We start from the raw sequence: 22768 nt of genomic DNA, 5'->3' as shown, positions 1-22768 counted from the left end.
TTCAAATGCTGACGAATGCCGCCCATCGGGGAGAATTCATGCGCCGTCGGTCCGCCGCCGCCCTCACCGCCCTCACCGCCCTCACCGCCGCGCTCGCCACCGGCTGCGGCAGCGACGACGAGCCCGACCCCCTCCGCAACCAGCAGTGGGCCCTGAACTCCCTGGAGCTCCCCGGTGCCTGGTCCACGGCCAAGGGCGAGGACACGGTCATCGCCGTCGTCGACACCGGCGTGGACCCGGACCACCCCGACCTCGAGGGGCGGCTGGTCGACGGCTACGACTTCGTGGACGGCGACGACGAGCCGAAGGACCTCAACGGCCACGGCACCCACGTGGCGGGCATCGCCGCCGCCCACACCGACAACGGCGTCGGAATCGCGGGCGGCGCGCCCGGAGCCAAGATCATGCCGGTGCGGGTGCTGGGCGCGGACGGCAGCGGCAGCGACGCGAACATCACCAAGGGGATCGTCTGGGCCGCCCAGCACGGCGCCGACGTCATCAACCTCTCCCTCGGCGAGTCCGGCCTGATGGCCCGGCTCCTCAAGGGCGGCGTCCTCAACGACGCCATCTCCGTCGCCAACGGCAAGGGGGCGGTGGTGGTGGCCGCCGCCGGCAACGACGCGACCCTGCTCCAGCCGTACGAGCTGGACACCCCGGTCCTCGTCGTCAACGCCGCCGACGAGAACGGGCAGCCGGCCGAGTTCACCAACTTCGGCGCGCAGAACGCGGTGGCGGCGCCCGGTGTCGACATCCTCTCCACCCTGCCGACCTACACGGCCAAGGAGACCCTCAGGAACACCACGGGGTACGGCAAGCTCTCCGGCACCTCGATGGCCTCGCCGTACGTCGCCGCCGTGGCCGCGCTCCTGCACCAGCAGGGCCTGAGCCCGACGGAGATCATGGCGGCGATCCGGGACACGGCGAAGAACCCGGCGCAGTCCCCGAAGCTGGGCCTCGGGAACGTCGACGCGGCCGCCGCCGTGAAGGCGGCGGCCGACGGGAACTGAACCGACGGCGGCCGGCCGGGGCCGGACCCGCGCCGCCTCGGGGACGCCTCCGGAAGCGTCCCGGAGGCGCCCCCGAGGCATCCCGGAGGCATCCCCCGAAAAGCCCCGGAGGCTTCTACGCCTCCAGGACCGTCCGCAGCGTCTTGGCGAACTCCTCCGGGGCGCCCTGCTGTCCGAACTCGCCGCCCAGGAAGCCGCCGTGGTGGCTGGGGAAGACGGCGAGCGGGGTGCCGAGGCGGTCGGCGAGCGCGGCGGCGGCGCGGGCCGGGAACTCGTTCCGGGACTCCTCGCCCGCGGCCACGACGATCCGGGTCGCGGCCGCCCGCAGGGCCTCGACGTCGGGGTCGTAGGAGGTGCAGCCCCGCATGTTCCGGCCGAGCAGCGGATCGTCGCGGCGGCCGTCGTCCCCGGCCGGCAGGCCGAAGGTCTCCGGCGGCGGGACCGGCAGGCCGGCCCAGTCCGCCGGGATCGGGCCCTGGTGGCCGACGAGGGAGATGAACTTGGCCATCCCGGCGCCCCAGCCGTCCCTCAGGTAGGTGGCGTGGACGTCGGCGCAGGCGGCCAGGGCCTCGGCGCCGTCGGGGACGAGGCCGGCGGCGGGCGGCTCGTGGGCGACGAGGGTGTGCACCAGCTCGGGGCGGCGGGCCACCAGGGCAAGGGCGTTGACGGCGCCTCCGCTGCTGGCGAAGACGTCCACCGGACCGGCGGCCAGGTCGTCGATCAGCCGGGCCAGGTCGTCGGCGTGCTCCTCGGGGAGGATCTCGACCGGGGCGCCCTCGGCGGTCTCGCTGCGGCCGACGCCCCGCGGGTCGTAGGTGACGACGGTCCGGTCGGCGAAGTGGGAGGCGAGCGTGGTGAAGCCGGTCGCGTCCATGGGGGAGCCGATGAGCAGCAGCGGGCGCGGGTCGGTGCCGGTGCCGGGGCGGACGTCGTAGCGCAGGGTCGCGCCGGCGGTCTCCAGGGTGCGGGTGGTGGGCTCGGCCATCGTTCTCTCCTCCGTGAGCTGCTTTCGGAGGGGTAGACGGCGTCCGGGCCCGGAAGTCATCGGCCGGAGCCGGATTTCTTTCCTACTCGCCGCACTCGTGTGCGGCCGGGTCGACGACGACCCGGTCCAGGAGCCCGCGCAGCAGGGCCTGTTCGGCCTCGGTGAGGTCGCCGAAGAGCTCGCGCTCGGCCTCGCCGACGGCCCGGTCGATGCGGTCGAGGACGGCCGCGCCGGCCGGGGTGATCTCGACGATGTGGCGGCGCCGGTCCGCCGGGTCGCGGCGGCGCTCGGCCAGCCCTTCCGTCTCCAACTCGTTGAGGATCGCGACGAGCTGGCTGGGGTCGATCTCCATCGCGGCGGCCAGGTCGCGCTGGCTCATGGGCGCGGGGGCGAGCTGCATCAGGGTCATCGCGTTGCGCGGGTGCAGCCCCTCGACGCCCAGGGCGGAGCGAATGCGCGCGCCGGTGAGCTCTCCGCGGAAGGAGAGGAGGAAACCGAGCCGGTCGGTCGGGAGGGCTGCCATGTCGTCCACCGTAACAACAAGTAGATTGTGGAGCGAGAGAAATCGTTGTTACTCTTCAATGGTTTCCGTCCCCGGACCGTTGGAGTACTCCCATGTTCATCGGCTACGCCGTCCTCGCCGCCCTGCTCGCCCTCGCCATGGCCGGCTCCGCCTTCGCGACCTTCACCCGCAACCCGGCGGTGGTGGGGAGCATGGCGAAGGTCGGCGTGCCGGACGGCTGGCTGCCGTGGCTGGGCACGGCGAAGCTGGCCGGGGCGCTGGGCCTGCTCGCCGGCCTGGCGGTCCCGGCGCTCGGCGAGGCGGCGGCGGTCGGCCTGGTCCTCTACTTCATCGGCGCGGTCGTCTCCCACCTCCGCGTGAAGGACTACGCGATGGCGCCGGCCGTCGTCCTGGCGATCCTCCCGGCGGTCGCCCTGGTGCTGCGCGTAGCCAGCGCCTGATCCCCGCCACGCGGAGCATCGGCAAACGAGACGAGACGAATCGTCTTGCCAAAGGACCTCCCACGCCGTACGGTCGACGAGTCGAGACGGGCCGTCTCGCCACTCGTCCGTGTTCCCGACGGCAGGAGACCGCCCTTGTTCCGTGCGTCACTCACCGAGGTCACCAAGCGCTACGACGACCGGTACGTCCACCACCGGACCGTCCTCGACCGGGCCTCCCTCACCGTCCGCCCCGGTGAACGCCTCGGCGTCGTCGGGGACAACGGCTCGGGGAAGTCCACCCTGCTCCGGCTCCTCGCCGGCCTCGAAACCGCCGACAACGGCACCGTGGCCGTCGAGGCCCCCGGCGGCCTCGGCCATCTCGCCCAGACCCTCGACCTCCCCGCGACCGCGACCGTCGGCGACGCCGTCGACCACGCGCTCGCGGAGATCAGGGAGCTGGAGCGGGAGATCCGGGCCGCGGAGGGCGCCCTCACCCCCGCCGGGCTCGACCGGTACGCCGCCCTCCTCGCCGCTCACGAGGCGCGCGGCGGCGCCGGGGCCGACCGGCGGGTGGCCACCGTGCTGCGGCGGCTCGGCGACCGCGCCCCGCTCGACCGCGACCGGCCGCTGGGCACGCTCTCCGGCGGGCAGCGGGCCCGGCTCGCGCTGGCCGGCGTCCTCGCCGCCGACCCCGAACTGCTGCTGCTCGACGAGCCGACCAACGACCTCGACGACGAGGCCGTCGCCTGGCTGGAGGAGCGGCTCCGCGCCCACCGGGGCACGGTCGTCGCCGTCTCCCACGACCGCGCCTTCCTCGACCGGGTCGCCACCGCCGTCGTGGAGGTCGACGAGGACCGGCACGTCCTGCGCCGCCACGGCGACGGCTACGCCGGCTACCTCACGGGCCGCGCCGCCGAACGGGCCCGCAGGGCACGGGAGTACGAGGAGTGGAAGGAGGAGCTGGCCCGCCACCGGGCCCTCGCGGACAGCACCATCGACCGCTTCACCGCCATCCCCCGCAAGGCCCCCGCCGCGTTCAGCGGGGCGGGCGCCTTCCGGGCCCGGTCGCGGGCGCACGGGGCGATGAGCAGGATCCGCGCCGCCCGCGAGCGGCTGGCCCGGCTCACCGCACACCCGGTCCCGCCGCCTCCCGAGCCGCTGCGCTTCCGGGCGGACCTGGCGGAGACGGGCGAGGGCGCGGCCGTGGAACTGACCGGCCTCCGCATCGACGGCCGCCTCCGGCTCGACGCCCTGCGCCTCGAACCGGGCGAGCGGCTGCTCGTCACCGGGCCCAACGGCGCGGGGAAGACCACCCTCCTCCGGGTCCTGGCGGGTGAGGTCGCCCCGGACGCGGGCACGGTGACCGCGCCCGCCCGGGTCGGACTGCTCCGCCAGGACACCGCCTCGCCCCACGACCCCCGTACGGTGGGCGAGGCCTTCGGAGAGGGCCGCGAGGACGAGCTGCTCGCCCTCGGGCTCTTCACGGCCCGGGACCTGACGACCCCGGTACGACTGCTGTCGACGGGCCGGCGCCGCAAGCTGGAGCTGGCCCGCCTGGTGACCGCCCCGGCGGACCTGCTCCTCCTGGACGAGCCGACCAACCACCTGGCCCCCGCCCTGGTGGAGGCGATCGAGGCGGCGCTCGCCTCCTACCGGGGCACGCTGGTGGTCGTCAGCCACGACCGGCGGCTGCGGGCGGGCTGGCGGGGCCGCCGCCTCGCGCTGGAACCGGCGGCCCCGGCGACGGCCCGCTAGTCGTCCTCGGACCCCTCGGCGCCTTCGAGGTCGCCCTCCGTCTCCAGGAAGACCCGGCGCAGGGCGGCCAGGGTCTCCGGGTCCGGCTTCTCCCACATGCCGCGCGACTCGGCCTCCAGGAGGCGCTCGGCGATGCCGTGCAGGGCCCAGGGGTTGGCCTCCTTGAGGAAGGCCTGGTTGGTCTCGTCGAGGACGTACTCCTGGGTGAGCTTGTCGTACATCCAGTCGGCGACGACCCCGGTGGTGGCGTCGTAGCCGAAGAGGTAGTCGACGGTCGCCGCCAGCTCGAAGGCGCCCTTGTAGCCGTGGCGGCGCATCGCCTCGATCCAGCGCGGGTTGACCACCCGGGCCCGGAAGACCCGCGAGGTCTCCTCCACCAGCGTCCGGGTGCGGACGGTCTCCGGCCGGGTCGAGTCGCCGATGTACGCCTCGGGGGCGGTGCCGCGCAGCGCGCGGACGGTCGCCACCATGCCGCCGTGGTACTGGAAGTAGTCGTCCGAGTCGGCGATGTCGTGCTCGCGGGTGTCGGTGTTCTTCGCCGCGACCGCGATCCGCTTGTACGCCGTCTCCATCTCGGCGCGCGCCGGGCGCCCTTCGAGCCCGCGCCCGTACGCGTACCCGCCCCACACCGTGTACACCTCGGCGAGGTCGGCGTCGGTGCGCCAGTCCCGCGAGTCGATCAGCTGGAGGATGCCGGCGCCGTAGGTGCCGGGGCGGGAGCCGAAGATGCGGGTGGTGGCGCGGCGTTCGTCGCCGTGCTCGGCGAGGTCGGCCCGGGTGTGGGCGCGGACGTAGTTCTCCGCGTCCGGCTCCTCGAGGCCGGCGACCAGCCGGACGGCGTCGTCGAGGAGGCCGATGACGTGCGGGAACGCGTCCCGGAAGAAGCCGGAGATGCGCAGGGTGACGTCGACGCGCGGGCGGCCCAGCTCGGCGAGCGGGATCGGCTCCAGGCCGTTGACGCGGCGGGACGCCTCGTCCCACAGCGGGCGGACGCCGAGCAGGGCCAGCGCCTCGGCGACGTCGTCGCCGGCGGTGCGCATCGCGCTGGTGCCCCACAGGGAGAGGCCGACGGAGGTGGGCCACGCGCCGTTGTCCGCGCGGTAGCGCTCCAGGAGGGAGTCGGCGAGGGCCTGGCCGGTCTCCCAGGCGAGCCGGGACGGCACGGCCTTGGGGTCGACGGAGTAGAAGTTCCGGCCCGTCGGCAGCACGTTGACCAGGCCGCGGAGCGGGGAACCGGACGGGCCGGCGGGGACGAAGCCGCCGTTCAGGGCGTGCACGGCGTGCGTCAGCTCGTCGGTGGTGGCGGCCAGGCGCGGCACGACCTGCTCGCAGGCGAAGCGGAGCACGGCCCGGACGTCCGGTCCGTGCGCGGCGGCGACCGCCGGAACGGCGTCCGCGGACCAGCCGGCGGCCTCCATGGCCTCGACCAGCTCGCGGGCCTTCGCCTCCGCCTCGTCGGCGGAGGTGCGGGTCGCGGCGGACTCGTCCAGGCCGAGGGCCTCGCGCAGACCGGGCAGTGCCTGGGTGCCGCCCCAGATCTGGCGGGCGCGCAGGACGGACAGGACCAGGTTGACCCGGGCCTCGCCCTCCGGGGCGCCGCCGAGGACGTGCAGGCCGTCGCGGATCTGGGCGTCCTTGACCTCGCACAGCCAGCCGTCGACGTGCAGCAGGAAGTCGTCGAAGCCGTCGTCCTCCGGGCGTTCCTGGAGGCCGAGGTCGTGGTCGAGCCTGGCGGCCTGGATCAGGGTCCAGATCTGGGCGCGGATCGCGGGCAGCTTCGCCGGGTCCATGGAGGAGATCTGCGCGTACTCGTCGAGGAGCTGCTCCAGGCGCGCGATGTCTCCGTAGGAGTCGGCGCGGGCCATCGGCGGCACGAGGTGGTCGACGAGGGTGGCGTGGACGCGGCGCTTGGCCTGGGTGCCCTCGCCGGGGTCGTTGACGAGGAACGGGTAGACGAGCGGCAGGTCGCCGAGGGCGGCGTCGGGGCCGCAGGCGGCGGACAGGCCGGCGTTCTTGCCGGGCAGCCACTCCAGGTTGCCGTGCTTGCCGAGGTGCACCATGGCGTCGGCGCCGAAGCCGCCGTCCTCGGCGCGGGCCGCGATCCAGCGGTAGGCGGCCAGGTAGTGGTGCGATGGCGGGAGGTCGGGGTCGTGGTAGATCGCGATCGGGTTCTCGCCGAAGCCGCGCGGCGGCTGGATGAGGACGAGCAGGTTCCCGCGGCGGAGCGCCGCGAGGACGATGTCGCCCTCGGGGTTGCGGGACCGGTCGAGGAACATCTCGCCGGGCGCCGGGCCCCAGTGCTCCTCCACCTTCTCGCGCAGCTCGGCCGGGAGTTCGGCGTACCAGCGCTTGTAGTCGGCGGCCGGGATGCGGACCGGGTTCTTCGCCAGCTGCTCCTCGGTGAGCCAGTCCTGGTCGTGGCCGCCGGCCTCGATGAGGGCGTAGATCAGCTCGTCGCCGTCGCCGGAGACCAGGCCGGGGAGGTCCTCGGCCGGGCCGAAGTCGTAGCCCTCGGCGATCAGGCGGCGCAGCAGGGCGACGGCGGAGGCGGGGGTGTCGAGGCCGACGGCGTTGCCGATGCGGGAGTGCTTCGTCGGGTACGCGGAGAGGACGAGGGCGAGCTTCTTCTCGGCGTTCGGGATGTGCCGCAGGCGGGCGTGGCGGACGGCGATGCCGGCGACGCGGGCGGCGCGCTCGGCGTCGGCGACGTAGGCGGGCAGGCCGTCGGCGTCGATCTCCTTGAAGGAGAACGGGACGGTGATGAGACGCCCGTCGAACTCGGGCACGGCGACCTGGCTGGCGGCGTCGAGCGGCGACAGGCCCTCGTCGTTCTCCTCCCAGGCGGCGCGGGAGCCGGTGAGGCAGAGGGCCTGGAGGACGGGCACGTCGAGTGCGGCGAGCGCCCCCGCGTCCCACGCCTCCTCGTCCCCGCCGGCCTGCGCGGCGGCCGGCTTGGTGCCGCCGGCGGCGAGGACGGTGGTGACGACGGCGTCGGCGCCGCGCAGCACGGCGAGGAGCTCCTCCTCGGGGGCCCGCAGGGACGCCACGTACAGCGGCAGGGCGCGGGCCCCGGCGTCCTCGATGGCGTCGCAGAGGGCGCCGACGAAGGCGGTGTTCCCGCTCATGTGGTGGGCGCGGTAGTAGAGCACGGCGACCGTCGGGCCGTCCGTGGCCTTCGCGGTGCGCTCCAGCGGGCCCCAGGTGGGGGCGGCGGCCGGGGCCTCGAAGCCGTGGCCGGTGAGCAGCACCGTGTCGGAGAGGAAGCGGGCCAGCTGCTCCAGGTTGGCGGGGCCGCCGTGGGCGAGGTAGGCGTGCGCCTCGGTGGCGACGCCGACCGGCACGGTGGAGGCGGCCATCAGCTGGGCGTCGGGGGCCTGTTCGCCGCTGAGGACGACGACCGGCTTTCCGGTGGCGAGGACCGCGTCGAGGCCCTCCTGCCAGGAGCGGACGCCGCCGAGGAGGCGGACCAGGACCAGGTCGGCGCCGTCGAGGAGGCCGGGGAGGTCGCCGAGCGGGAGCCGGGAGGGGTTGGCGAAGCGGTACTCCACCGGCCCCCCGGCCGCACGGGCGCTGAGCAGGTCGGTGTCGGAGTGCGACAGCAGCAGGAGCATGGCGAGGCTCAGGCCCTTCCTCGGGGTTTCCGCGCCCCGGGTGGTCGTGGTCGGCGGGGAGTTCCTGACTCACCCGGGCCGTCGCCGGCTCGGGCTCACAGTGGCGGGACCGCGCCGGATTCTCACCGGGCTTCCTCCCCGGGGTCCTGGGACCCCATGCCGATCTGCATAGTAGATCCTGGCGTCGGCGGGCCGGAGGGGGCCGGGGAGTCGGCCGGATCACACTCGGTGGCCGCCCGGTTTCCCGTGGGTATGCTCGCCGCCATGCCGCCGACCCCGCCCACCCCGCCCGAACCGGGCGAACCTCGCATACGGGACCGTGGCGACGCGTGCCCGGGGGCGCTCCGGCTGCACGCCGCCGCCGACGGTTTCCTCGCCCGACTCCGCCTGCCCGCAGGACTCTTGACGCAGCGTCAGGCACTGGTGCTGGCCGACGCCGCCGAGGGCCTGGGCGACGGCAGCCTCTCCGTCACCTCGCGCGGCAACGCCGAGCTGCGCGGGCTCCGCGACGGCTGCGACGCCCGCCTCGCCGCCCTCCTCGACGACGCCGGCCTGCTGCCCTCCCCCACCCACGAACGGGTCCGGAACGTCATCGCCTCCCCCGCCGCGGGACTCGACGGACTCGGCCACGCCGACGTGCAGTTGTGGGCCCGCGCCCTGGACGCGGCGCTCTGCGCCGAACCCCGCGCGGCGGCCCTCTCCGGCCGCTTCCTCTTCGTCCTCGACGACGGCCGCGGCGACGTCGCCGGACTCGGCGGCGATGTGACCTTGATCGCAGCCCCGGACGGCGCCGCCCTCCTGGAGACCGGCTCCGGGACCTTCCGGCTGCCCGCCGCCGACGCCGCCCGGGCCGCGCTCGCCTGCGCCCTCGCCTTCCTGGACGCCGCCGGAGCCGCGGGCACCGGCGCCTGGCGCCCGCGCGAGCTTCCGCCCGGGCACCTCCCGGACTGGGCCGGCGCCCTGGCCCGGGCGGCGATCGCCGCGGAGCCCGTACCCCCGTTCTCCTCCCCGGGGACCCCGCCGCCCGCGCCCGGCCCGCTCGGCGACCGCGCCCTGCACGTCCTCGCCCCGCTCGGCCGGCTCACCGCCGGCCGGCTGCGGGCGCTCGCCGACGGAGCCGCCGAGCTGCGGCTCACGCCGTGGCGCGGGGTGGTCGCCGTCGGCACCGACGGGTCCGCGCTCCCCGCGCTGGCGACGGCCGGCCTGATCACCGACCCGGACGCCCCCGGCGCCGGCGTCACCGCCTGCACCGGCCTGCCCGGCTGCGCCAAGTCCCTCGCCGACGTCCGGGCCGACGCGGCGCGCGCCCCCGGCGGCCCGCTGCCCGTGCACTACTCCGGCTGCGAGCGCCGCTGCGGCCATCCGCACGGCACCTGGATCGAGGTCACCGCCCGGGACTCCGGCACCTATCTGCTGGACGGCGCGCCCGTCCCCCGCACCGCCCTGGCCGAAGCCGTGGCGGCGGCCCGTACGAGAAAGAGCTGAGGATGTACGAGTACGAGAAAGACGGCGCCGAGATCTACCGCCGCTCCTTCGCCACGATCCGCGCCGAGGCGGACCTCTCGGGGATGCCCGACGACGTCGCCACGGTCGCCGTCCGCATGATCCACGCCTGCGGCATGACGGACCTCGTCCGGGACATCGCGTACTCCCCCGGGGTCGTCGCGCGCGCCCGCGCCGCGCTCCGGGCCGGCGCCCCGATCCTCTGCGACGCGCAGATGGTCGCCTCCGGCGTCACCCGCAAGCGGCTGCCCGCCGACAACGACGTGCTGTGCGCGCTCTCCGACCCGGCCGTCCCCGCCCTCGCCGCCGAGCTGGGCACCACCCGCTCCGCCGCCGCCCTCGAACTGTGGCGGGACCGCCTCGAAGGCTCCGTCGTCGCCATCGGCAACGCCCCCACCGCCCTCTTCCACCTCCTGGAGATGATCGCGAAGGGCGCGCCGAAGCCGGCCGCCGTCCTCGGCATCCCCGTCGGCTTCATCGGCGCCGCCGAGTCCAAGGACGCCCTCGCCGCCAACGGCCTCGGCCTCGACTACCTGGTGGTCCGCGGCCGGCGCGGCGGCAGCGCCATGACCGCCGCCGCCCTCAACGCCCTCGCGCACGAACCGGAGATCCAGGCATGAGCACCCCGACCGGAAAGCTGTACGGCGTCGGGCTCGGCCCCGGCGACCCGCACCTCCTCACCCTCGCCGCCGTGAAGGCCATCGCCGAGGCCGACGTGATCGCCTACCACTCGGCCCGCCACGGCCGCTCGATAGCGCGCTCCATCGCCGCCGGGCACCTGCGCGAGGACCACATCGAGGAGCGGCTGATGTACCCGCTCACCGTGGAGACCACCGACCACCCCGGCGGCTACCGGGGCGCGCTCGACGACTTCTACGAGGAGGCCGCGGCCCGGCTCGCCGCCCACCTCGACGCGGGCCGCACGGTCGCCGTCCTCGCCGAGGGCGACCCGCTCTTCTACGGCTCCTACCAGCACATGCACAAGCGGCTCGCCGACCGGTACGACACCACCGTCATCCCCGGCGTCACCTCCGTCAGCGCGGCCGCCGCCCGGCTCGGCGAGCCGCTGTGCGAGGCCGAGGAGGTCCTGACGATCATCCCCGGCACCCTGCCGGAGGACGAGCTCGCGGCCCGCCTCGCGGGCACCGACTCGGCGGTCGTGATGAAGCTCGGCCGCACCTTCCCGACCGTGCGGCGCGCCCTGGAGCGGTCCGGCCGGCTGGAGGACGCCCGGTACGTGGAGCGCGCCTTCATGGCCGGCGAGCGCACCGACCGCCTCGCCGACGTGGACCCGGAGACGGTCCCTTACTTCTCCGTCGCCGTGCTCCCCTCCCGCATCGACCGGGCCAATCCCGTACGGGAACGCGGCGAGGTCACCGTCGTCGGCACCGGCCCCGCCGGCGCCCCCTGGCTGACCCCCGAGTCGCGCGGCGCCCTCGTCAACGCCGACGTGCTCGTCGGCTACACCACCTACCTCGACCGGGTGCCGGTGCTGCGCCCCGGCCAGATCCGGCACGGCTCCGACAACAAGGTCGAGTCGGAGCGCGCCGAGTTCGCCCTCGACCTGGCCCGCCGCGGGCACCGGGTCGCGGTCGTCTCCGGCGGCGACCCGGGCGTCTTCGCCATGGCCACCGCCGTCCTGGAGGTCGCCTGCGAGCCGGAGTACGCGGACGTGCCCGTACGGGTCCTCCCGGGGGTGACCGCCGCCAACGCGGCCGCCGCCGCCGCGGGCGCCCCGCTCGGCCACGACTACGCCACGATCTCGCTCTCCGACCGGCTCAAGCCCTGGGAGGTCATCGCGGACCGGCTGCGCGCCGCCGCCGGGGCCGACCTCGTGCTCGCCCTCTACAACCCCGGCTCGAAGTCCCGCACCCACCAGGTGGCCGCCGCCCGCGACCTCCTCCTGGAGCTCCGCTCGCCCGACACCCCGGTGGTCGTCGCCCGTGACGTCGGCGGCCCGGAGCAGTCGGTGCGCGTCCTCACCCTCAAGACCCTGGACCCGTCCGAGGTCGACATGCGGACCCTGCTGCTCGTCGGCTCCTCGCAGACGCGGGCGGTCGAGCGGGGCGACGGCCGCACGATCGCCTGGACCCCGAGGCGGTACGGCTGACGGCCTAGTTCCGGGTGAAGGTGCCGAGTCCTTCGCCGTCCAGGTACTCGACGGTGAAGGACTTCCCGTCCGCGGCGAAGGTGACGCCGGTGCGGCCGACGGCGTTCTCGCCGCGGGTCTCGAAGCTGAACACGTCGCCGTCGTAGTGCGCGAGGCGGTACTCCTGCGGTTCCGGTCCCAGCCGGAGGGTGAGGGCGCCGTCCTCGCCGGCCACGACCTCCGCGCGGCCGTAGTAGGCGCTGCGGTACGCGCCGGTGTAGGCGTCGGCGTCCTTCGCGGGCGCGGCGCCGGACGGCGGGCGGGCGTAGTCGGTGTCCGAGCGGCCCTCGTCCTCCTGCTGCCGGTAGACCGCGTCGACCAGCGGGATCCAGTCCCGGCTGATCTTCCCGGTCTCCGCGAGGTCGAAGAAGTCGAGGGCGACGGCGTCGGCGACGCCGACCGGCGAGGTGTTGGTGAGGACGACGATGCCGAGGCCCTCGCCGGGCAGCATCGTCACGTTGGTGTGCGCGCCCTCGGCGAACGCGCCGGTGTGGGAGAGCCGGAGGCGGCCGGCGTCGTCGTAAGCCACGTTCCAGCCGAGGCCGTAGAAGCCGGTGCGGGCGGCGGGGGCGTGCGGCGGGTTCGCGACGGCCTCGGGCCAGTGGGTGCGCTCCAGGGCCTCCGCGTCGACGATCCGCTTCCCGTCCAGCTCGCCGTTCGCGAGCTGGAGCCGCAGCCACACCGCCATGTCGCGGGCGGTGGAGCTGACCCCGCCGGCGGGCGACTGCGCGTCCGGGTCGCGGACGAACTCCGGCTTCCACTCCCCGCCTTCCTTCACGTGCCCCCAGGCCCGGTCGTCCGCCTTCTCGAAGTCCTCGAAGCGGGAACTGGTGTCGTCCATCCCGGCCGGCCCGTAGAGGATGTCCTCGGCCAGCTTCTCCCACGGCACGCCCTTCTCGTCGGCGACGGCCTGCGCGGCCGCCGTCAGGCCGAAGTTGGTGTAGGCGTAGCTCGCGCGGAACGGCGCCAGCGGCTCGTACCGCAGGTGGGACAGGACGTACTCCCGGTCGTAGCCGAGGTCTTCGAGCAGGTCGCCGGCGTGGTCGGGCAGCCCGCTGCGGTGCGAGAACAGGTCGGCGACCGTCACGTGCGAGGTCACCCACGGGTCCTTGAGCGCGAAGTGCGGCACGTGCGGGGCGACCGGCTCCGACCAGCCCTCGACGCCGACGGCACCGGAGACGACGGTCGAGGCGATCGGCTTGGACACGGACGCCAGCTGGAAGACGGTGTCGGCGTCGACGGCGGCGCTCTCGCCCGTCTTCCGCACGCCGTACCCCTTCAGGTGCAGCACCTTCCCGTCGTGGACGACGGCGACGGCGACGCCCGGCACCCCGGTGCGCTTCATGGCCGCCTCGACCACCCCGTCCAGCCGGTCGACGGCCCGCCGCACGTCGGCGGCGTCGAGTTCGGGCGGGGGCTGGTTCGGGGGAGGCGTGGGGGCCGGGGTGGGGCTCGGGCTCGGCCCGAGCCCGGTGACGCCGAGAAGCGCCGCCAGCCCCGTCGCGACAAGCCAGCGAACGGTAGCCACGCCTCCATTGAACGCCCGCCGGCCCCGTCTGTCGCGCCGGCGGACGCGAAGACCGGCGCCCCCGGACGGCGGCGGCCCGGGGCCCGGGGCTCCTCGGACGGCGGCGGGCCCGGAGCCCGGGCGCCGGCGCCCGGCACCCCTCGGAGCCGGGACCCCTCGGAGCCCGAACCCCCCGGCGCCCGGCGCCCCTCAGAGTCCGGCGGTCCAGGCGGCGGCTTCCTCCGGGGAGGTCACCGTGGGGACGCCCTCCGGGGCCGGGGGGCGGCGGACGACGACGACCGGGATGCCGGCCTCGCGGGCTGCGGTGAGCTTGGGGGCGGTGGCGGCGGCGCCGGAGTCCTTCGTCACCAGGACGTCGATCCGGTGACGGGCGATCAGCTCCCGCTCCCCTTCGAGGGTGAACGGTCCCCGGTCGAGGAGGACTTCGGCGCGGGCGGGCACCGGGCCCTCCGGGGCGTCGACCGAGCGGACCAGGAACCACTCCGGGCGGTCCGCGAAGGCCGCGAGGCCCATCCGGCCGGTGGTGAGGAACACCCTCCCGAAGCCGTCCAGGCAGCGGGCCGCCTCCTCCAGCGAACCCGCCTCCCGCCAGTCGTCCCCCTCCCCCGGGACCCACCCGGGACGGCGCAGCGCCAGCAGGGGAACATGGGCGGTGGCGGCCGCCCGGGCCGCATGGGAGCTGATCCGCTCGGCGAAGGGATGGGTGGCGTCGATGACCGCGTCCACGGCGTGCTCCCGCACCCACGCCGCCAGCCCGTCCGGCCCGCCGAAGCCGCCGATCCGCACCTCTCCGGCCGGCAGCCGGGGCGCGGCGACCCGCCCCGCGAGGGAGCTCGTCACCCGCGTCCCGGGATGCAGCAGTCCTGCCAGGACGCGGGCCTCGGTCGTCCCTCCGAGAATGAGCACGTGCATAGGAGCCTCTTCGTGAGTACCGGCGGCGGGCGCGAGGCCCAACTCAAGCACACCGGTCTGCGGCCCGGCTGGACGACCGGCGCCTGCGCGACGGCCGCGACGACCGCCGCGTACACCGCGCTGCTCACCGGCGACTTCCCGGACCCGGTGACGATCACCCTGCCCAAGGGCCAGACCCCCTCCTTCGCGCTGACGGCGGAGTCCCTCGGCTCCGGGGAGGCCATGGCGGCGGTGGTGAAGGACGCGGGCGACGACCCGGACGTCACCCACGGCGCGGTGATCCGCTCGACGGTACGGCTCCTGCCGCCCGGCTCCGGCGTCGTCTTCCGCGCGGGCGAGGGCGTCGGCACGGTCACCCTCCCCGGCCTGCCCCTGGAGGTCGGCGAACCGGCGATCAACCCGGTGCCGCGCGAGCTGATGCGCGTCCACGTGGCGGAGGTGGCGGCGGCCCACGGGGCGCCCGGCGACGTCGAGATCACGATCTCCGTGGACGGCGGCGCGGAGATCGCCCGCTCCACCTGGAACCCCCGCATCGGCATCCTCGGCGGCCTGTCGATCCTCGGCACGACCGGGATCGTCGTCCCGTACTCGTGCTCCGCCTGGATCGACTCCATCCGCCGGGGCGTCGACGTGGCCCGCGCGGGCGGCCTCACCCACGTCGCCGGCTGTACGGGCTCCACCTCGGAGCGCACGGTCACGGAGCTGTACGACCTGCCGGAGATCGCCCTCCTCGACATGGGCGACTTCGCCGGCGCGGTCCTCAAGTACGTCCGCCGCCACCCCGTGGACCGCCTCACGATCTGCGGCGGCTTCGCGAAGCTCTCCAAGCTGGCCGCCGGCCACCTGGACCTCCACTCGGCCCGCTCCCAGGTCGACAAGGGCTTCCTGGCCGCCCTGGCCCGCGAGGCCGGCGCACCGGAGTCCCTGGCGGCGGAGGTGGCGGAGGCCAACACGGGCCTGGCCGCCCTCCGCCTCTGCGAGGCGGCCGGCGTCCCCCTCGGCGACCGCGTCGCCGCCCGCGCCCGCGACGAGGCCCTGGCCGTCCTCCGCGGCGCCCCGGTCGCGGTGGACGTGGTCTGCGTCGACCGCGCGGGCGTGGTCGTGGGCCGCTCGGAGACGGCGGGGCCGTAGCGGGGGCCGGCGGGGCCTAGAGGTCGTCCGGTGGGGGTGCGGCTTCGAGGAGGCGTTCGCCGATGTCGTCGGCCCAGTGCTGGGCCCAGGCGCGGAGCTCCCGGATGCGGTCGGCGCCGAGGCCGAGGGCGGCGAACTCGGCGTCGTCGATCCACACCGCGCCGGCGAGCTTGGCCTGGAGTTCCTCCAGGTCGAAGCCGTCCCGGGCGTGCTGCCTGCCCAGCTCCTCCAGTTCCGGGGCGCTCCACCGGTCCGCGGCCGCCCTGACGTCGATCAGGTCCCGGGCCATGCCCCGGTCCGCGAGGGCGCGGACCTTGGTGCCGACGACGTCGCGGAGGGAGAGGAGGAGGCCGAACTCCCTGGTCTCGGGAGGGCCGCAGAGGACCTCCTTGAGGACGTCCACCTCGCACGCCTCGCCCGTGGCGGGGTCGGTGGCGATCAGGCGGGCGGAGAGCGGGTCGGTCTCCACCGTGCGGACGTGCCAGCCCCTGGCCTCCAGTTCGGTCCGCAGGTGGGCGGCGATCTCCGCCATGGGGCGGGGGTTCTCGGTGGCGACGTCGAGGTCCTGGCTCAGCCGGTCGACGAGGCCGTGGGCCTGGACGGCGTAGCCGCCGGTCAGGACGAGCGGGTACTCGGTGCCGGCGGCGAGGACGTCGGCGAGGAGGCGGCGGTGCAGGCCGGTGAGGTTCACCCGGCGCGCCCGGCGACCGCCACCGGTGCCAGTTCGCGGAAGGCGTCCTCCCAGACGACGCGCAGGTCCTTGCTGACGAGGGTGCGCAGCACGGGCCACAGCTCCACGAGCAGGTCCCGGTCGAGGTACCGGACGAGGTCGTCGTGGCCGCCCTCGGCGAGGACCGTGCGGTAGCAGCTCATCCGCAGCCGGGGCCGGTCGAGGTCGTACTCCGTCAGCCCCGACCAGGCCAGGTGCAGGGGGAGCCGGACCGTGCCGTGCCCGGGTCCGCGCAGGGCGGACAGGTCGGAGGGGAGCCGTCGTGCGTACCGTTCGCGCCGTACCTCGGAGACGGTCGCCGTCTCATGTGCCATGCCCCCGATTATCCCCGCGCACGGCCGTCCCGGTGGCAACTCCCGCCACCGGGGCGCCGCGGCGGCCGAGGTGCGGGTCCCGGGGGCGGTGCCTAGGCTCGGCAGCGCACGTACCTCACTCAAGGGAGGAACCACCATGGCGAAGCGGGGCAACAAGAAGCGGGCCCGCAAGAAGAAGAAGGCGAACCACGGCAAGCGGCCGAACGCCTGAGGCGACGCGGCGGGGCCCCGGGAGCCGTTCTCCCCGGGGCCCCGCCGCGCGCCGTGGCGGGCGTCAGCAGGCGTGGCGGTCGCGGGCCGGGTCGTAGAGGTGGCTGTCGCGGAACTCGGAGGCGGCGAGCGTGCGGCCGACGACGATGACGGCCGTCCTGGTGATGCCGGCCTCCTTCACCTGGCCGGCGATGTCCGCGAGGGTGCCGCGCAGGACGACCTCGTCGGGGCGGCTGGCCATGGCGACGACGGCGGCCGGGCAGTCCTCGCCGTAGTGGGGGACCAGCTCGGAGACGATCCGGTCGGCGTAGCGGGCGCCGAGGTGCAGGACGAGCAGGGCGCCGCTGCGGCCGAGGGTGGCGAGGTCCTCGCCCTCCGGCATGGGGGTGGCCTGCTGGGCGACGCGGGTGAGGATGACGGTCTGGCCGACCGTGGGGACGGTCAGCTCGCGCTTGAGGGCGGCCGCGGCGGCGGCGAAGGCCGGGACGCCGGGCACGACCTCGTACGGGATGCCGGCCGCGTCCAGCCGGCGCATCTGCTCGGCCATGGCGGAGAAGACGGACGGGTCGCCGGAGTGGAGGCGGGCCACGTCCTGGCCGGCCTCGTGGGCGGCGGTGATCTCCGCGACGATCTCGTCGAGGTGCATCTTCGCGGTGTCGACGAGCTTCGCGTCCGGCGGGCACTCGGCGAGCAGCTCGCGGGGGACGAGGGAGCCGGCGTAGAGGCAGACCCCGCAGGCCGCGAGGGTGCGGGCGCCGCGCACGGTGATGAGGTCGGCGGCGCCGGGGCCCGCGCCGATGAAGTAGACGGTCATGCCTCTGGAGAACCCTTCGTTACGGACCATTGGGTGACGGGCATCGCGCCGCGCCAGCCGGTGAACCCGCCGACGGGCACGGCGGCGGAGACCGCGAGCCGGATCAGTTCGCCGCCGTGGCGGCGGTACCGGTCGGCGAGCAGCGCCTCGGATTCGAGCGTCACGGTGTTGGCGACGAGCCGGCCGCCGTCGGGGAGCGCGTCCCAGCAGGCGTCGAGCAGGCCGGGGGCGGTGAGCCCGCCGCCGATGAAGACGGCGTCGGGGGCGGGCAGGCCGGCGAGGGCGGCGGGTGCCGGGCCGGTGACCACGCGGAGGGCCGGCACGCCGAGGGCGGCGGCGTTGCGGGTGATGCGGGCGGCCCGTTCGGGGGAGCGCTCGACGGCGATCGCCCGGCAGTCGCGGTGGGCGCGCATCCACTCGACGCCGATGGAGCCGGAGCCGCCGCCGACGTCCCAGAGCAGTTCGCCGGGGGCGGGGGCGAGGGCGGCGAGCGTCGCGGCGCGGACGTACCGCTTGGTGAGCTGCCCGTCGTGTTCGTACGCCTCGTCGGGCAGGCCGGGGGTGGTGCCGAGGCGGAGGGTGCCGGGGTCGCGGACGCAGTCGAGGGCGAGGACGTGGAGGGCGTCGGCGCGGGGGTGCGGCCAGTCGGCCGCGGTGCCTTCGAGGAGGCGTTCGGCGGGGCCGCCGAGCTGTTCCAGGACCCGGATCCGGGTGCCGCCCCAGCCGGCCCCGCGGAGCAGCTCCGCGACCCGGGAGGGCGTCTCGGGCCCTTCGCCGAGGAGGAGGAGCCGGCGGCCGGGGTGGAGGGCCGCGCGGAGGGCGTCGAGCGGGCGGGCGACGAGCGAGAGCGTCTCGACGGCCTCCAGGGGCCAGCCGAGGCGGGCGCAGGCGTACGAGACGGAGGACGGGTGCGGGTGGACGGCGAGGCGGTCCGGGCCGAGGGTCTCGGCGAGCGTGCGGGCGATGCCGTAGAAGGAGGGGTCGCCGCTGGCGAGGACGGCGATCGCGCGGCCCTCGTGGGCGGCGATCAGGCCGGGGACGGCGGGGCGGAGCGGGGTGGGCCAGGCGACGCGCTCGCCCGGGCAGTCGCTCGCGGGGAGGAGGCCGAGCTGGCGGGGCCCGCCGAGCAGCACGTCGGCGGCGCGCAGGATCCGGCGGGAGCCCTCGGGGAGCCCGTCCCAGCCGTCCGCGCCGATTCCGACGACCGACACCACCGATATCGCACCGTTCACGTCGGGGACTCTACGTGAGGGCCGCAGGTGGACGGCACGTGGCGGCCCTCACGTCACGGCGGACGCACGGCCCCGCGTCACGGCGGTGCGCTGCCTCACACCGCGGCGGGCGGGAGGGCGGTCCTCTCGCTCCGGCGCGGGGCGGTGCTCACTTCGGGGCGTTCTGGCCGACGTAGAAGAGGAGCCAGACGAAGCCGGCGAAGGCGTGCGTGGCGAAGACGTAGACGAAGACGCGGAGCATCACGCCCCGCTCCTTCCAGCTCTCGTTGTCGTGCGTCTTCTCCGTCATGCCGTCCAGGGTACGGGCCGGGGAATAGCCGGGTGGGTGGCACCGTTGGAGCGGATGGTTTAAGCTTCAACTAACACAACGGAACGCGAGAGGTGACCACGATGCAGTTCGGGATCTTCACCGTCGGCGACGTGACGACCGACCCCACGACCGGCCGCACCCCCACCGAGCACGAGCGCATCAAGAACACGGTCGCCATCGCGCTCAAGGCCGAGGAGGTCGGGCTCGACGTCTTCGCGACCGGCGAGCACCACAACCCGCCGTTCGTCCCCTCCTCCCCCACCACCCTCCTCGGGCACATCGCCGCCCGCACGGAGAACCTGATCCTCTCCACGTCCACGACCCTCATCACCACCAACGACCCGGTGAAGATCGCCGAGGACTACGCGACCCTCCAGCACCTCGCCGACGGCCGCGTCGACCTGATGATGGGCCGCGGCAACACCGGCCCGGTCTACCCGTGGTTCGGCCAGGACATCCGCCAGGGCATCCCGCTCGCCATCGAGAACTACGCGCTCCTCCACAAGCTGTGGAGGGAGGACGTGGTCGACTGGGAGGGCAAGTTCCGCAGCGCGCTCCAGGGCTTCACGTCCACCCCGCGCCCGCTCGACGGCGTCCCGCCGTTCGTCTGGCACGGCTCCATCCGCTCCCCGGAGATCGCCGAGCAGGCCGCGTACTACGGCGACGGCTTCTTCGCCAACCACATCTTCTGGCCCAAGCAGCACACCGAGAAGATGGTCCGGCTCTACCGCCAGCGGTACGCGCACTACGGCCACGGCACCGAGGAGCAGGCGATCGTCGGCCTCGGCGGCCAGGTCTTCGTGCGGAAGAACTCGCAGGACGCGGTGCGGGAGTTCCGCCCGTACTTCGACAACGCGCCGGTCTACGGCCACGGCCCCTCCCTGGAGGAGTTCAGCAGCCAGACCCCGCTGACCGTCGGCTCCCCGCAGGAGGTCATCGAGCGCACCCTGTCCTTCCGCGAGTACGTCGGCGACTACCAGCGCCAGCTCTTCCTCGTCGACCACGCCGGACTGCCGCTCAAGACGGTCCTGGAACAGCTCGACATCCTCGGCGAGGAGGTCGTCCCCGTCCTCCGCAAGGAGTTCGCGAACCTCCGCCCGGCCGGCGTCCCGGCCACCGCCCCGCTCCACCCGGCCGTCACCGCCGTCACCGCCAAGGAGGCGTGAACCATGCGGACCCTCAAGCTCGTCGCCGTCTCCGCCGGCCTGAGCAGCCCCTCCTCCACGCGCCTGCTCGCCGACCGCCTGGCCCAGGCCGCCCGCTACCGGCTCGCCGAGCAGGAGTACGCGGTCGACGTCGAGGTCGTCGAACTCCGGGACCTCGCGGTCGACATCGCGAAGAACCTCGTCACCGGCTTCCCTTCGGAGGCGCTCCAGGGCGCGATCGACGCGGTGACCGGCGCGGACGGCGTCATCGCGGTGACGCCCGTCTTCACCGCCTCCTACAGCGGCCTGTTCAAGTCCTTCTTCGACCTGATCGACCCGGCGGCCCTCACCGGTACGCCGGTCCTCCTCGGCGCGACTGGCGGCACCGCCCGCCACTCCCTGGTCATCGACCACGCGCTGCGCCCCCTCTTCGCCTACCTGCGGGCCCGGACCGCCTCCACCGCCGTCTACGCGGCCTCGGAGGACTGGGGCACGGGCGGCGACGCGTACACCGAGGGCCTGCCGGCCCGGATCACCCGGGCGGGCCAGGAGTTCGCGGAGCTGGTGGCCGCGGCGGAGCGCCGGGGCGGCGACGACGAGGAGGAGGTCGTCCCGTTCGAGAAGCAGTTGGCCGATCTGAGGCTCGACTGACCGTTTTGTTAGGTTGGGGTGGGAGTATCCCGACGACGGACGGAGGTCGGCGATGGCCGGCGGCAGGATCGTGGTGGGCGTGGACGGCTCGGAACCGTCCCTGAAGGCGCTGAAGTGGGCGGCCCGGCAGGCCGCCCTCACCGGGGACGCGCTCCACGCGGTGATCGGCTGGGAGTACCCGGCGTCCTGGGCGACGCTGATGCCGGGCGTCCCGCCGGAGTTCGACCCCGAGCGGCTCGCGAAGCAGATCCTCGACCAGTCCCTGGAGCAGGCGCTCACGCCCGACGAGGCGGCCGGCGTCACCCGGACGGTCGTGGGCGGGAACGCGGCGCAGGCCCTGGTCGACCAGGCGAAGGGGGCGGAACTGCTGGTGGTGGGCGACCGCGGCTACAGCGGCTTCAAGGCCGCCGTCCTCGGCTCCGTCTCCTCCAACGTCACCCAGCACGCCCCCTGCCCCGTCGTGGTCGTCCGAGGCACCTGACCCCCACCCGGACCCGGCCCCGGCACCCGGCCGACATCCGACCGGACCCGTCCCGGTCTCGCACCCGACACCCGGCCGGACCCACCCCAGGGCCCGGCCGGACCCGCCCCCGGACCGGCCGCCCCGCGTCCGGGTCAGGTGACGGTCAGGTCGCCCACCGCCAGGGCGAGGTTGTCGGGAGCGCCCTGGGCGCGGGCCAGGGCCAGCAGGGCCTCCGCGGCCTCCTCCGGCGTTCCGGCGGCCAGCGCGGGGGCCGTCTCCGTCGGGGGCACGACCGCGGAGAGCCCGTCCGTGCAGAGCAGGACGCGGTCCCCCGGGCTCAGCTCGTGCACCGTCAGCGACGGTTCCGGGACCGCCCCGCCGCCGTCGAGCGCCTTGAGCAGCAGCGCCCGGTCGGGCCGCGCCGCCGCCTCCCGCGGCCCCAGCTCCCCCGCGTCGACGAGCGCCTGCACCACCGTGTCGTCGCGGGTCAGCTGCCGCAGTCGCCCGTCGCGCAGCAGGTGGGCCCGCGCGTCGCCGACGTGCGCGACGACGAGCCGGGTCCCCGCGAGCAGGGCCGCGGTCAGGGTCGTACCGGAACCGTCGAGGCCCGCGACCGCCGCGCCCGCCGCGCGGAACGCCTCCTCCAGCGCGTTCAGCCCGTCCCCGGCGCGCCGCGGCGACGGCCCCCGCCCGGGAGGCGTCGCCGCCGCAGCCTCCCCGGCCACCGCCGCGACCGCCTCGACGGCCGCCCGCGCGGCCCGTTCGCCCTCGGGGCCGTACCCGTCCGCGACCACGAGGAGCCGCGGCGCCAGGTGGACCGCGTCCTGCTGGAGCTCGCGGACGAGCCCCCGGTCGAGCAGGGCGGTGCCGGCCAGTACGTACGAAGGTCCGTCCGTCATGTCGTTCCCGTTTCCTTCCACACGCTCCGCCAGGGAGGCCGCGAGGCCCCGCCGCGCCGCGGTCTCCGCCTCGACGGAGGCCCAGTACGCGCGGATCGCCCGCGCCGCCTCCCCCGGGTCCCGCTCGTGCAGCGCGCAGACCCGTCCCACGTCGGCGAGCGGCATGCCGATCCGCCGCAGCCAGGCGATCAGCCGGGCCCGGTCCGTCTGCGCGTCCGCGTAGTAGCGGTAGCCGCTGTACGGGTCGACGCGGTCGGGCCGCAGCAGGCCGAGGTCGTCGTAGCGGCGCAGCGCCTTCGCGGAGAGCCCGGTGGCACGGGCGAAGTCACCGATGGTGAGTTCCACGGTCCGTCCACGCCCCTTCCCCGGACCGGGCCCCTTGCCCGGCCCCGCCGATGCTGGGCCTTCCCGCCGGGGGAAGGTCAACGGGCGGCTCCGGCTCCGTCGGCGGACGATGCTCCCATGGACACCACG

At 75.2% G+C, this 22768-nt stretch carries 22 protein-coding genes and 1 riboswitch; of the genes, 11 read left to right on the top strand and 11 right to left on the bottom strand.

Annotated elements, in window-relative coordinates; all coding sequences use genetic code 11:
• The first annotated feature begins 38 nt into the window (after nucleotides 1–38).
• Entirely contained in the window at nucleotides 39–1007 is a 969-nt protein-coding gene (locus tag ACFW6A_RS04665) for a S8 family peptidase (protein WP_351849927.1), read from the top strand.
• Nucleotides 1008–1122: 115 nt separating this feature from the next.
• Here the strand turns inward: ACFW6A_RS04665 and ACFW6A_RS04660 are convergent, their stop codons facing one another.
• Together ACFW6A_RS04660 and ACFW6A_RS04655 are read right to left on the bottom strand one after the other, a co-directional pair.
• The gene (locus tag ACFW6A_RS04660) at nucleotides 1123–1992 is read right to left on the bottom strand and encodes an alpha/beta hydrolase (RefSeq protein WP_351849925.1); all 870 of its coding nucleotides are present in this window, start codon (nucleotides 1990–1992) and stop codon (nucleotides 1123–1125) included.
• Nucleotides 1993–2074: 82 nt separating this feature from the next.
• The gene (locus ACFW6A_RS04655; protein WP_351849923.1) at nucleotides 2075–2515 is read right to left on the bottom strand and encodes a MarR family transcriptional regulator; all 441 of its coding nucleotides are present in this window, start codon (nucleotides 2513–2515) and stop codon (nucleotides 2075–2077) included.
• 92 nt (nucleotides 2516–2607) lie between these two features.
• Here ACFW6A_RS04655 and ACFW6A_RS04650 point away from each other — a divergent pair, with 92 nt between their 5' ends.
• Both ACFW6A_RS04650 and ACFW6A_RS04645 read left to right on the top strand, forming a co-directional pair.
• Complete coding sequence (locus tag ACFW6A_RS04650) at nucleotides 2608–2955, top strand: DoxX family protein (RefSeq protein WP_351849922.1); 348 nt, start codon at nucleotides 2608–2610, stop codon at nucleotides 2953–2955.
• A gap of 135 nt (nucleotides 2956–3090) precedes the next feature.
• Nucleotides 3091–4692, top strand: coding sequence for an ABC-F family ATP-binding cassette domain-containing protein (locus ACFW6A_RS04645; protein WP_386638601.1), 1602 nt, complete (start codon nucleotides 3091–3093; stop codon nucleotides 4690–4692).
• Here ACFW6A_RS04645 and cobN read toward each other — a convergent pair.
• Nucleotides 4689–8303, bottom strand: a complete 3615-nt coding sequence (cobN, locus tag ACFW6A_RS04640) for a cobaltochelatase subunit CobN (RefSeq protein ID WP_386638598.1) — start codon at nucleotides 8301–8303, stop codon at nucleotides 4689–4691. The genes ACFW6A_RS04645 and cobN overlap by 4 nt on opposite strands.
• A 38-nt stretch (nucleotides 8304–8341) precedes the next feature.
• A riboswitch (cobalamin riboswitch) is annotated at nucleotides 8342–8476 on the bottom strand.
• Nucleotides 8477–8555: 79 nt separating this feature from the next.
• Here cobN and ACFW6A_RS04635 point away from each other — a divergent pair.
• From ACFW6A_RS04635 to ACFW6A_RS04625, 3 genes are read left to right on the top strand one after another with little or no spacing between them, the layout of a single operon-like run.
• Nucleotides 8556–9788 carry a cobalamin biosynthesis protein CobG gene (locus ACFW6A_RS04635; protein WP_351849917.1) on the top strand — a complete coding sequence of 411 codons (1233 nt, stop codon included), beginning with the start codon at nucleotides 8556–8558 and terminating at the stop codon, nucleotides 9786–9788.
• Nucleotides 9789–9790: 2 nt separating this feature from the next.
• Nucleotides 9791–10426: a precorrin-8X methylmutase gene (locus tag ACFW6A_RS04630; protein ID WP_351849915.1), complete on the top strand. Its 636-nt coding sequence runs from the start codon at nucleotides 9791–9793 to the stop codon at nucleotides 10424–10426.
• Nucleotides 10423–11916: a precorrin-2 C(20)-methyltransferase gene (locus ACFW6A_RS04625; protein WP_386638595.1), complete on the top strand. Its 1494-nt coding sequence runs from the start codon at nucleotides 10423–10425 to the stop codon at nucleotides 11914–11916. Before ACFW6A_RS04630 ends, ACFW6A_RS04625 begins: the two co-directional genes overlap by 4 nt.
• A 4-nt stretch (nucleotides 11917–11920) precedes the next feature.
• On the opposite strand, the gene ACFW6A_RS04620 is transcribed toward ACFW6A_RS04625, so the two are convergent.
• Nucleotides 11921–13483: a serine hydrolase gene (locus ACFW6A_RS04620; RefSeq protein ID WP_386638592.1), complete on the bottom strand. Its 1563-nt coding sequence runs from the start codon at nucleotides 13481–13483 to the stop codon at nucleotides 11921–11923.
• A gap of 189 nt (nucleotides 13484–13672) precedes the next feature.
• Nucleotides 13673–14395: a cobalt-precorrin-6A reductase gene (locus ACFW6A_RS04615; RefSeq protein WP_351849910.1), complete on the bottom strand. Its 723-nt coding sequence runs from the start codon at nucleotides 14393–14395 to the stop codon at nucleotides 13673–13675.
• Nucleotides 14396–14407: 12 nt separating this feature from the next.
• On the opposite strand from ACFW6A_RS04615, the gene ACFW6A_RS04610 reads away from it, so the two are divergent.
• Nucleotides 14408–15526, top strand: coding sequence for a cobalt-precorrin-5B (C(1))-methyltransferase (locus tag ACFW6A_RS04610; protein ID WP_386638589.1), 1119 nt, complete (start codon nucleotides 14408–14410; stop codon nucleotides 15524–15526).
• Between the two features lie 16 nt (nucleotides 15527–15542).
• Here the strand turns inward: ACFW6A_RS04610 and ACFW6A_RS04605 are convergent, their stop codons facing one another.
• Together ACFW6A_RS04605 and ACFW6A_RS04600 are read right to left on the bottom strand one after the other, a co-directional pair.
• On the bottom strand, nucleotides 15543–16217 hold the full coding sequence (locus tag ACFW6A_RS04605; RefSeq protein WP_351849907.1) for a nucleotidyl transferase AbiEii/AbiGii toxin family protein: 675 nt from the start codon (nucleotides 16215–16217) through the stop codon (nucleotides 15543–15545).
• On the bottom strand, nucleotides 16214–16570 hold the full coding sequence (locus ACFW6A_RS04600) for a transcriptional regulator (protein WP_351849906.1): 357 nt from the start codon (nucleotides 16568–16570) through the stop codon (nucleotides 16214–16216). The genes ACFW6A_RS04605 and ACFW6A_RS04600 overlap by 4 nt, the downstream gene beginning before the upstream one ends.
• A gap of 136 nt (nucleotides 16571–16706) precedes the next feature.
• Between ACFW6A_RS04600 and ACFW6A_RS04595 the strand changes: the two genes are divergently transcribed.
• Complete coding sequence (locus ACFW6A_RS04595; protein ID WP_099895366.1) at nucleotides 16707–16781, top strand: 50S ribosomal protein bL37; 75 nt, start codon at nucleotides 16707–16709, stop codon at nucleotides 16779–16781.
• 63 nt (nucleotides 16782–16844) lie between these two features.
• Here ACFW6A_RS04595 and cobM read toward each other — a convergent pair whose 3' ends face one another.
• The 3 genes from cobM to ACFW6A_RS04580 form a co-directional block, all read right to left on the bottom strand.
• A complete protein-coding gene (gene cobM, locus ACFW6A_RS04590; RefSeq protein ID WP_351849902.1) occupies nucleotides 16845–17594 on the bottom strand; it encodes a precorrin-4 C(11)-methyltransferase in 750 nt (249 codons plus the stop codon).
• A complete protein-coding gene (gene cbiE, locus ACFW6A_RS04585; protein WP_351849899.1) occupies nucleotides 17591–18826 on the bottom strand; it encodes a precorrin-6y C5,15-methyltransferase (decarboxylating) subunit CbiE in 1236 nt (411 codons plus the stop codon). The genes cobM and cbiE overlap by 4 nt, the downstream gene beginning before the upstream one ends.
• Before the next feature lie 148 nt (nucleotides 18827–18974).
• A complete protein-coding gene (locus tag ACFW6A_RS04580) occupies nucleotides 18975–19115 on the bottom strand; it encodes a DUF6126 family protein (RefSeq protein WP_351849897.1) in 141 nt (46 codons plus the stop codon).
• 101 nt (nucleotides 19116–19216) lie between these two features.
• On the opposite strand from ACFW6A_RS04580, the gene ACFW6A_RS04575 reads away from it, so the two are divergent.
• From ACFW6A_RS04575 to ACFW6A_RS04565, 3 genes are read left to right on the top strand one after another with little or no spacing between them, the layout of a single operon-like run.
• On the top strand, nucleotides 19217–20302 hold the full coding sequence (locus ACFW6A_RS04575; RefSeq protein WP_351849954.1) for an LLM class flavin-dependent oxidoreductase: 1086 nt from the start codon (nucleotides 19217–19219) through the stop codon (nucleotides 20300–20302).
• A gap of 3 nt (nucleotides 20303–20305) precedes the next feature.
• Nucleotides 20306–20932, top strand: a complete 627-nt coding sequence (locus tag ACFW6A_RS04570; RefSeq protein WP_351849896.1) for an FMN reductase — start codon at nucleotides 20306–20308, stop codon at nucleotides 20930–20932.
• A gap of 52 nt (nucleotides 20933–20984) precedes the next feature.
• Nucleotides 20985–21413 carry a universal stress protein gene (locus ACFW6A_RS04565; protein WP_351849894.1) on the top strand — a complete coding sequence of 143 codons (429 nt, stop codon included), beginning with the start codon at nucleotides 20985–20987 and terminating at the stop codon, nucleotides 21411–21413.
• Between the two features lie 134 nt (nucleotides 21414–21547).
• On the opposite strand, the gene ACFW6A_RS04560 is transcribed toward ACFW6A_RS04565, so the two are convergent.
• Nucleotides 21548–22639, bottom strand: coding sequence for a MerR family transcriptional regulator (locus ACFW6A_RS04560; protein WP_386481371.1), 1092 nt, complete (start codon nucleotides 22637–22639; stop codon nucleotides 21548–21550).
• Nucleotides 22640–22768 lie beyond the last annotated feature (129 nt).

Origin of the sequence: Streptomyces sp. NPDC058758, from assembly GCF_042746075.1 — a bacterium.
Classification (GTDB): Bacteria; Actinomycetota; Actinomycetes; order Streptomycetales; family Streptomycetaceae; genus Streptomyces.
Note: the sequence above shows the minus strand (reverse complement) of the source record. Positions and strands in the feature narration are given on the sequence as shown.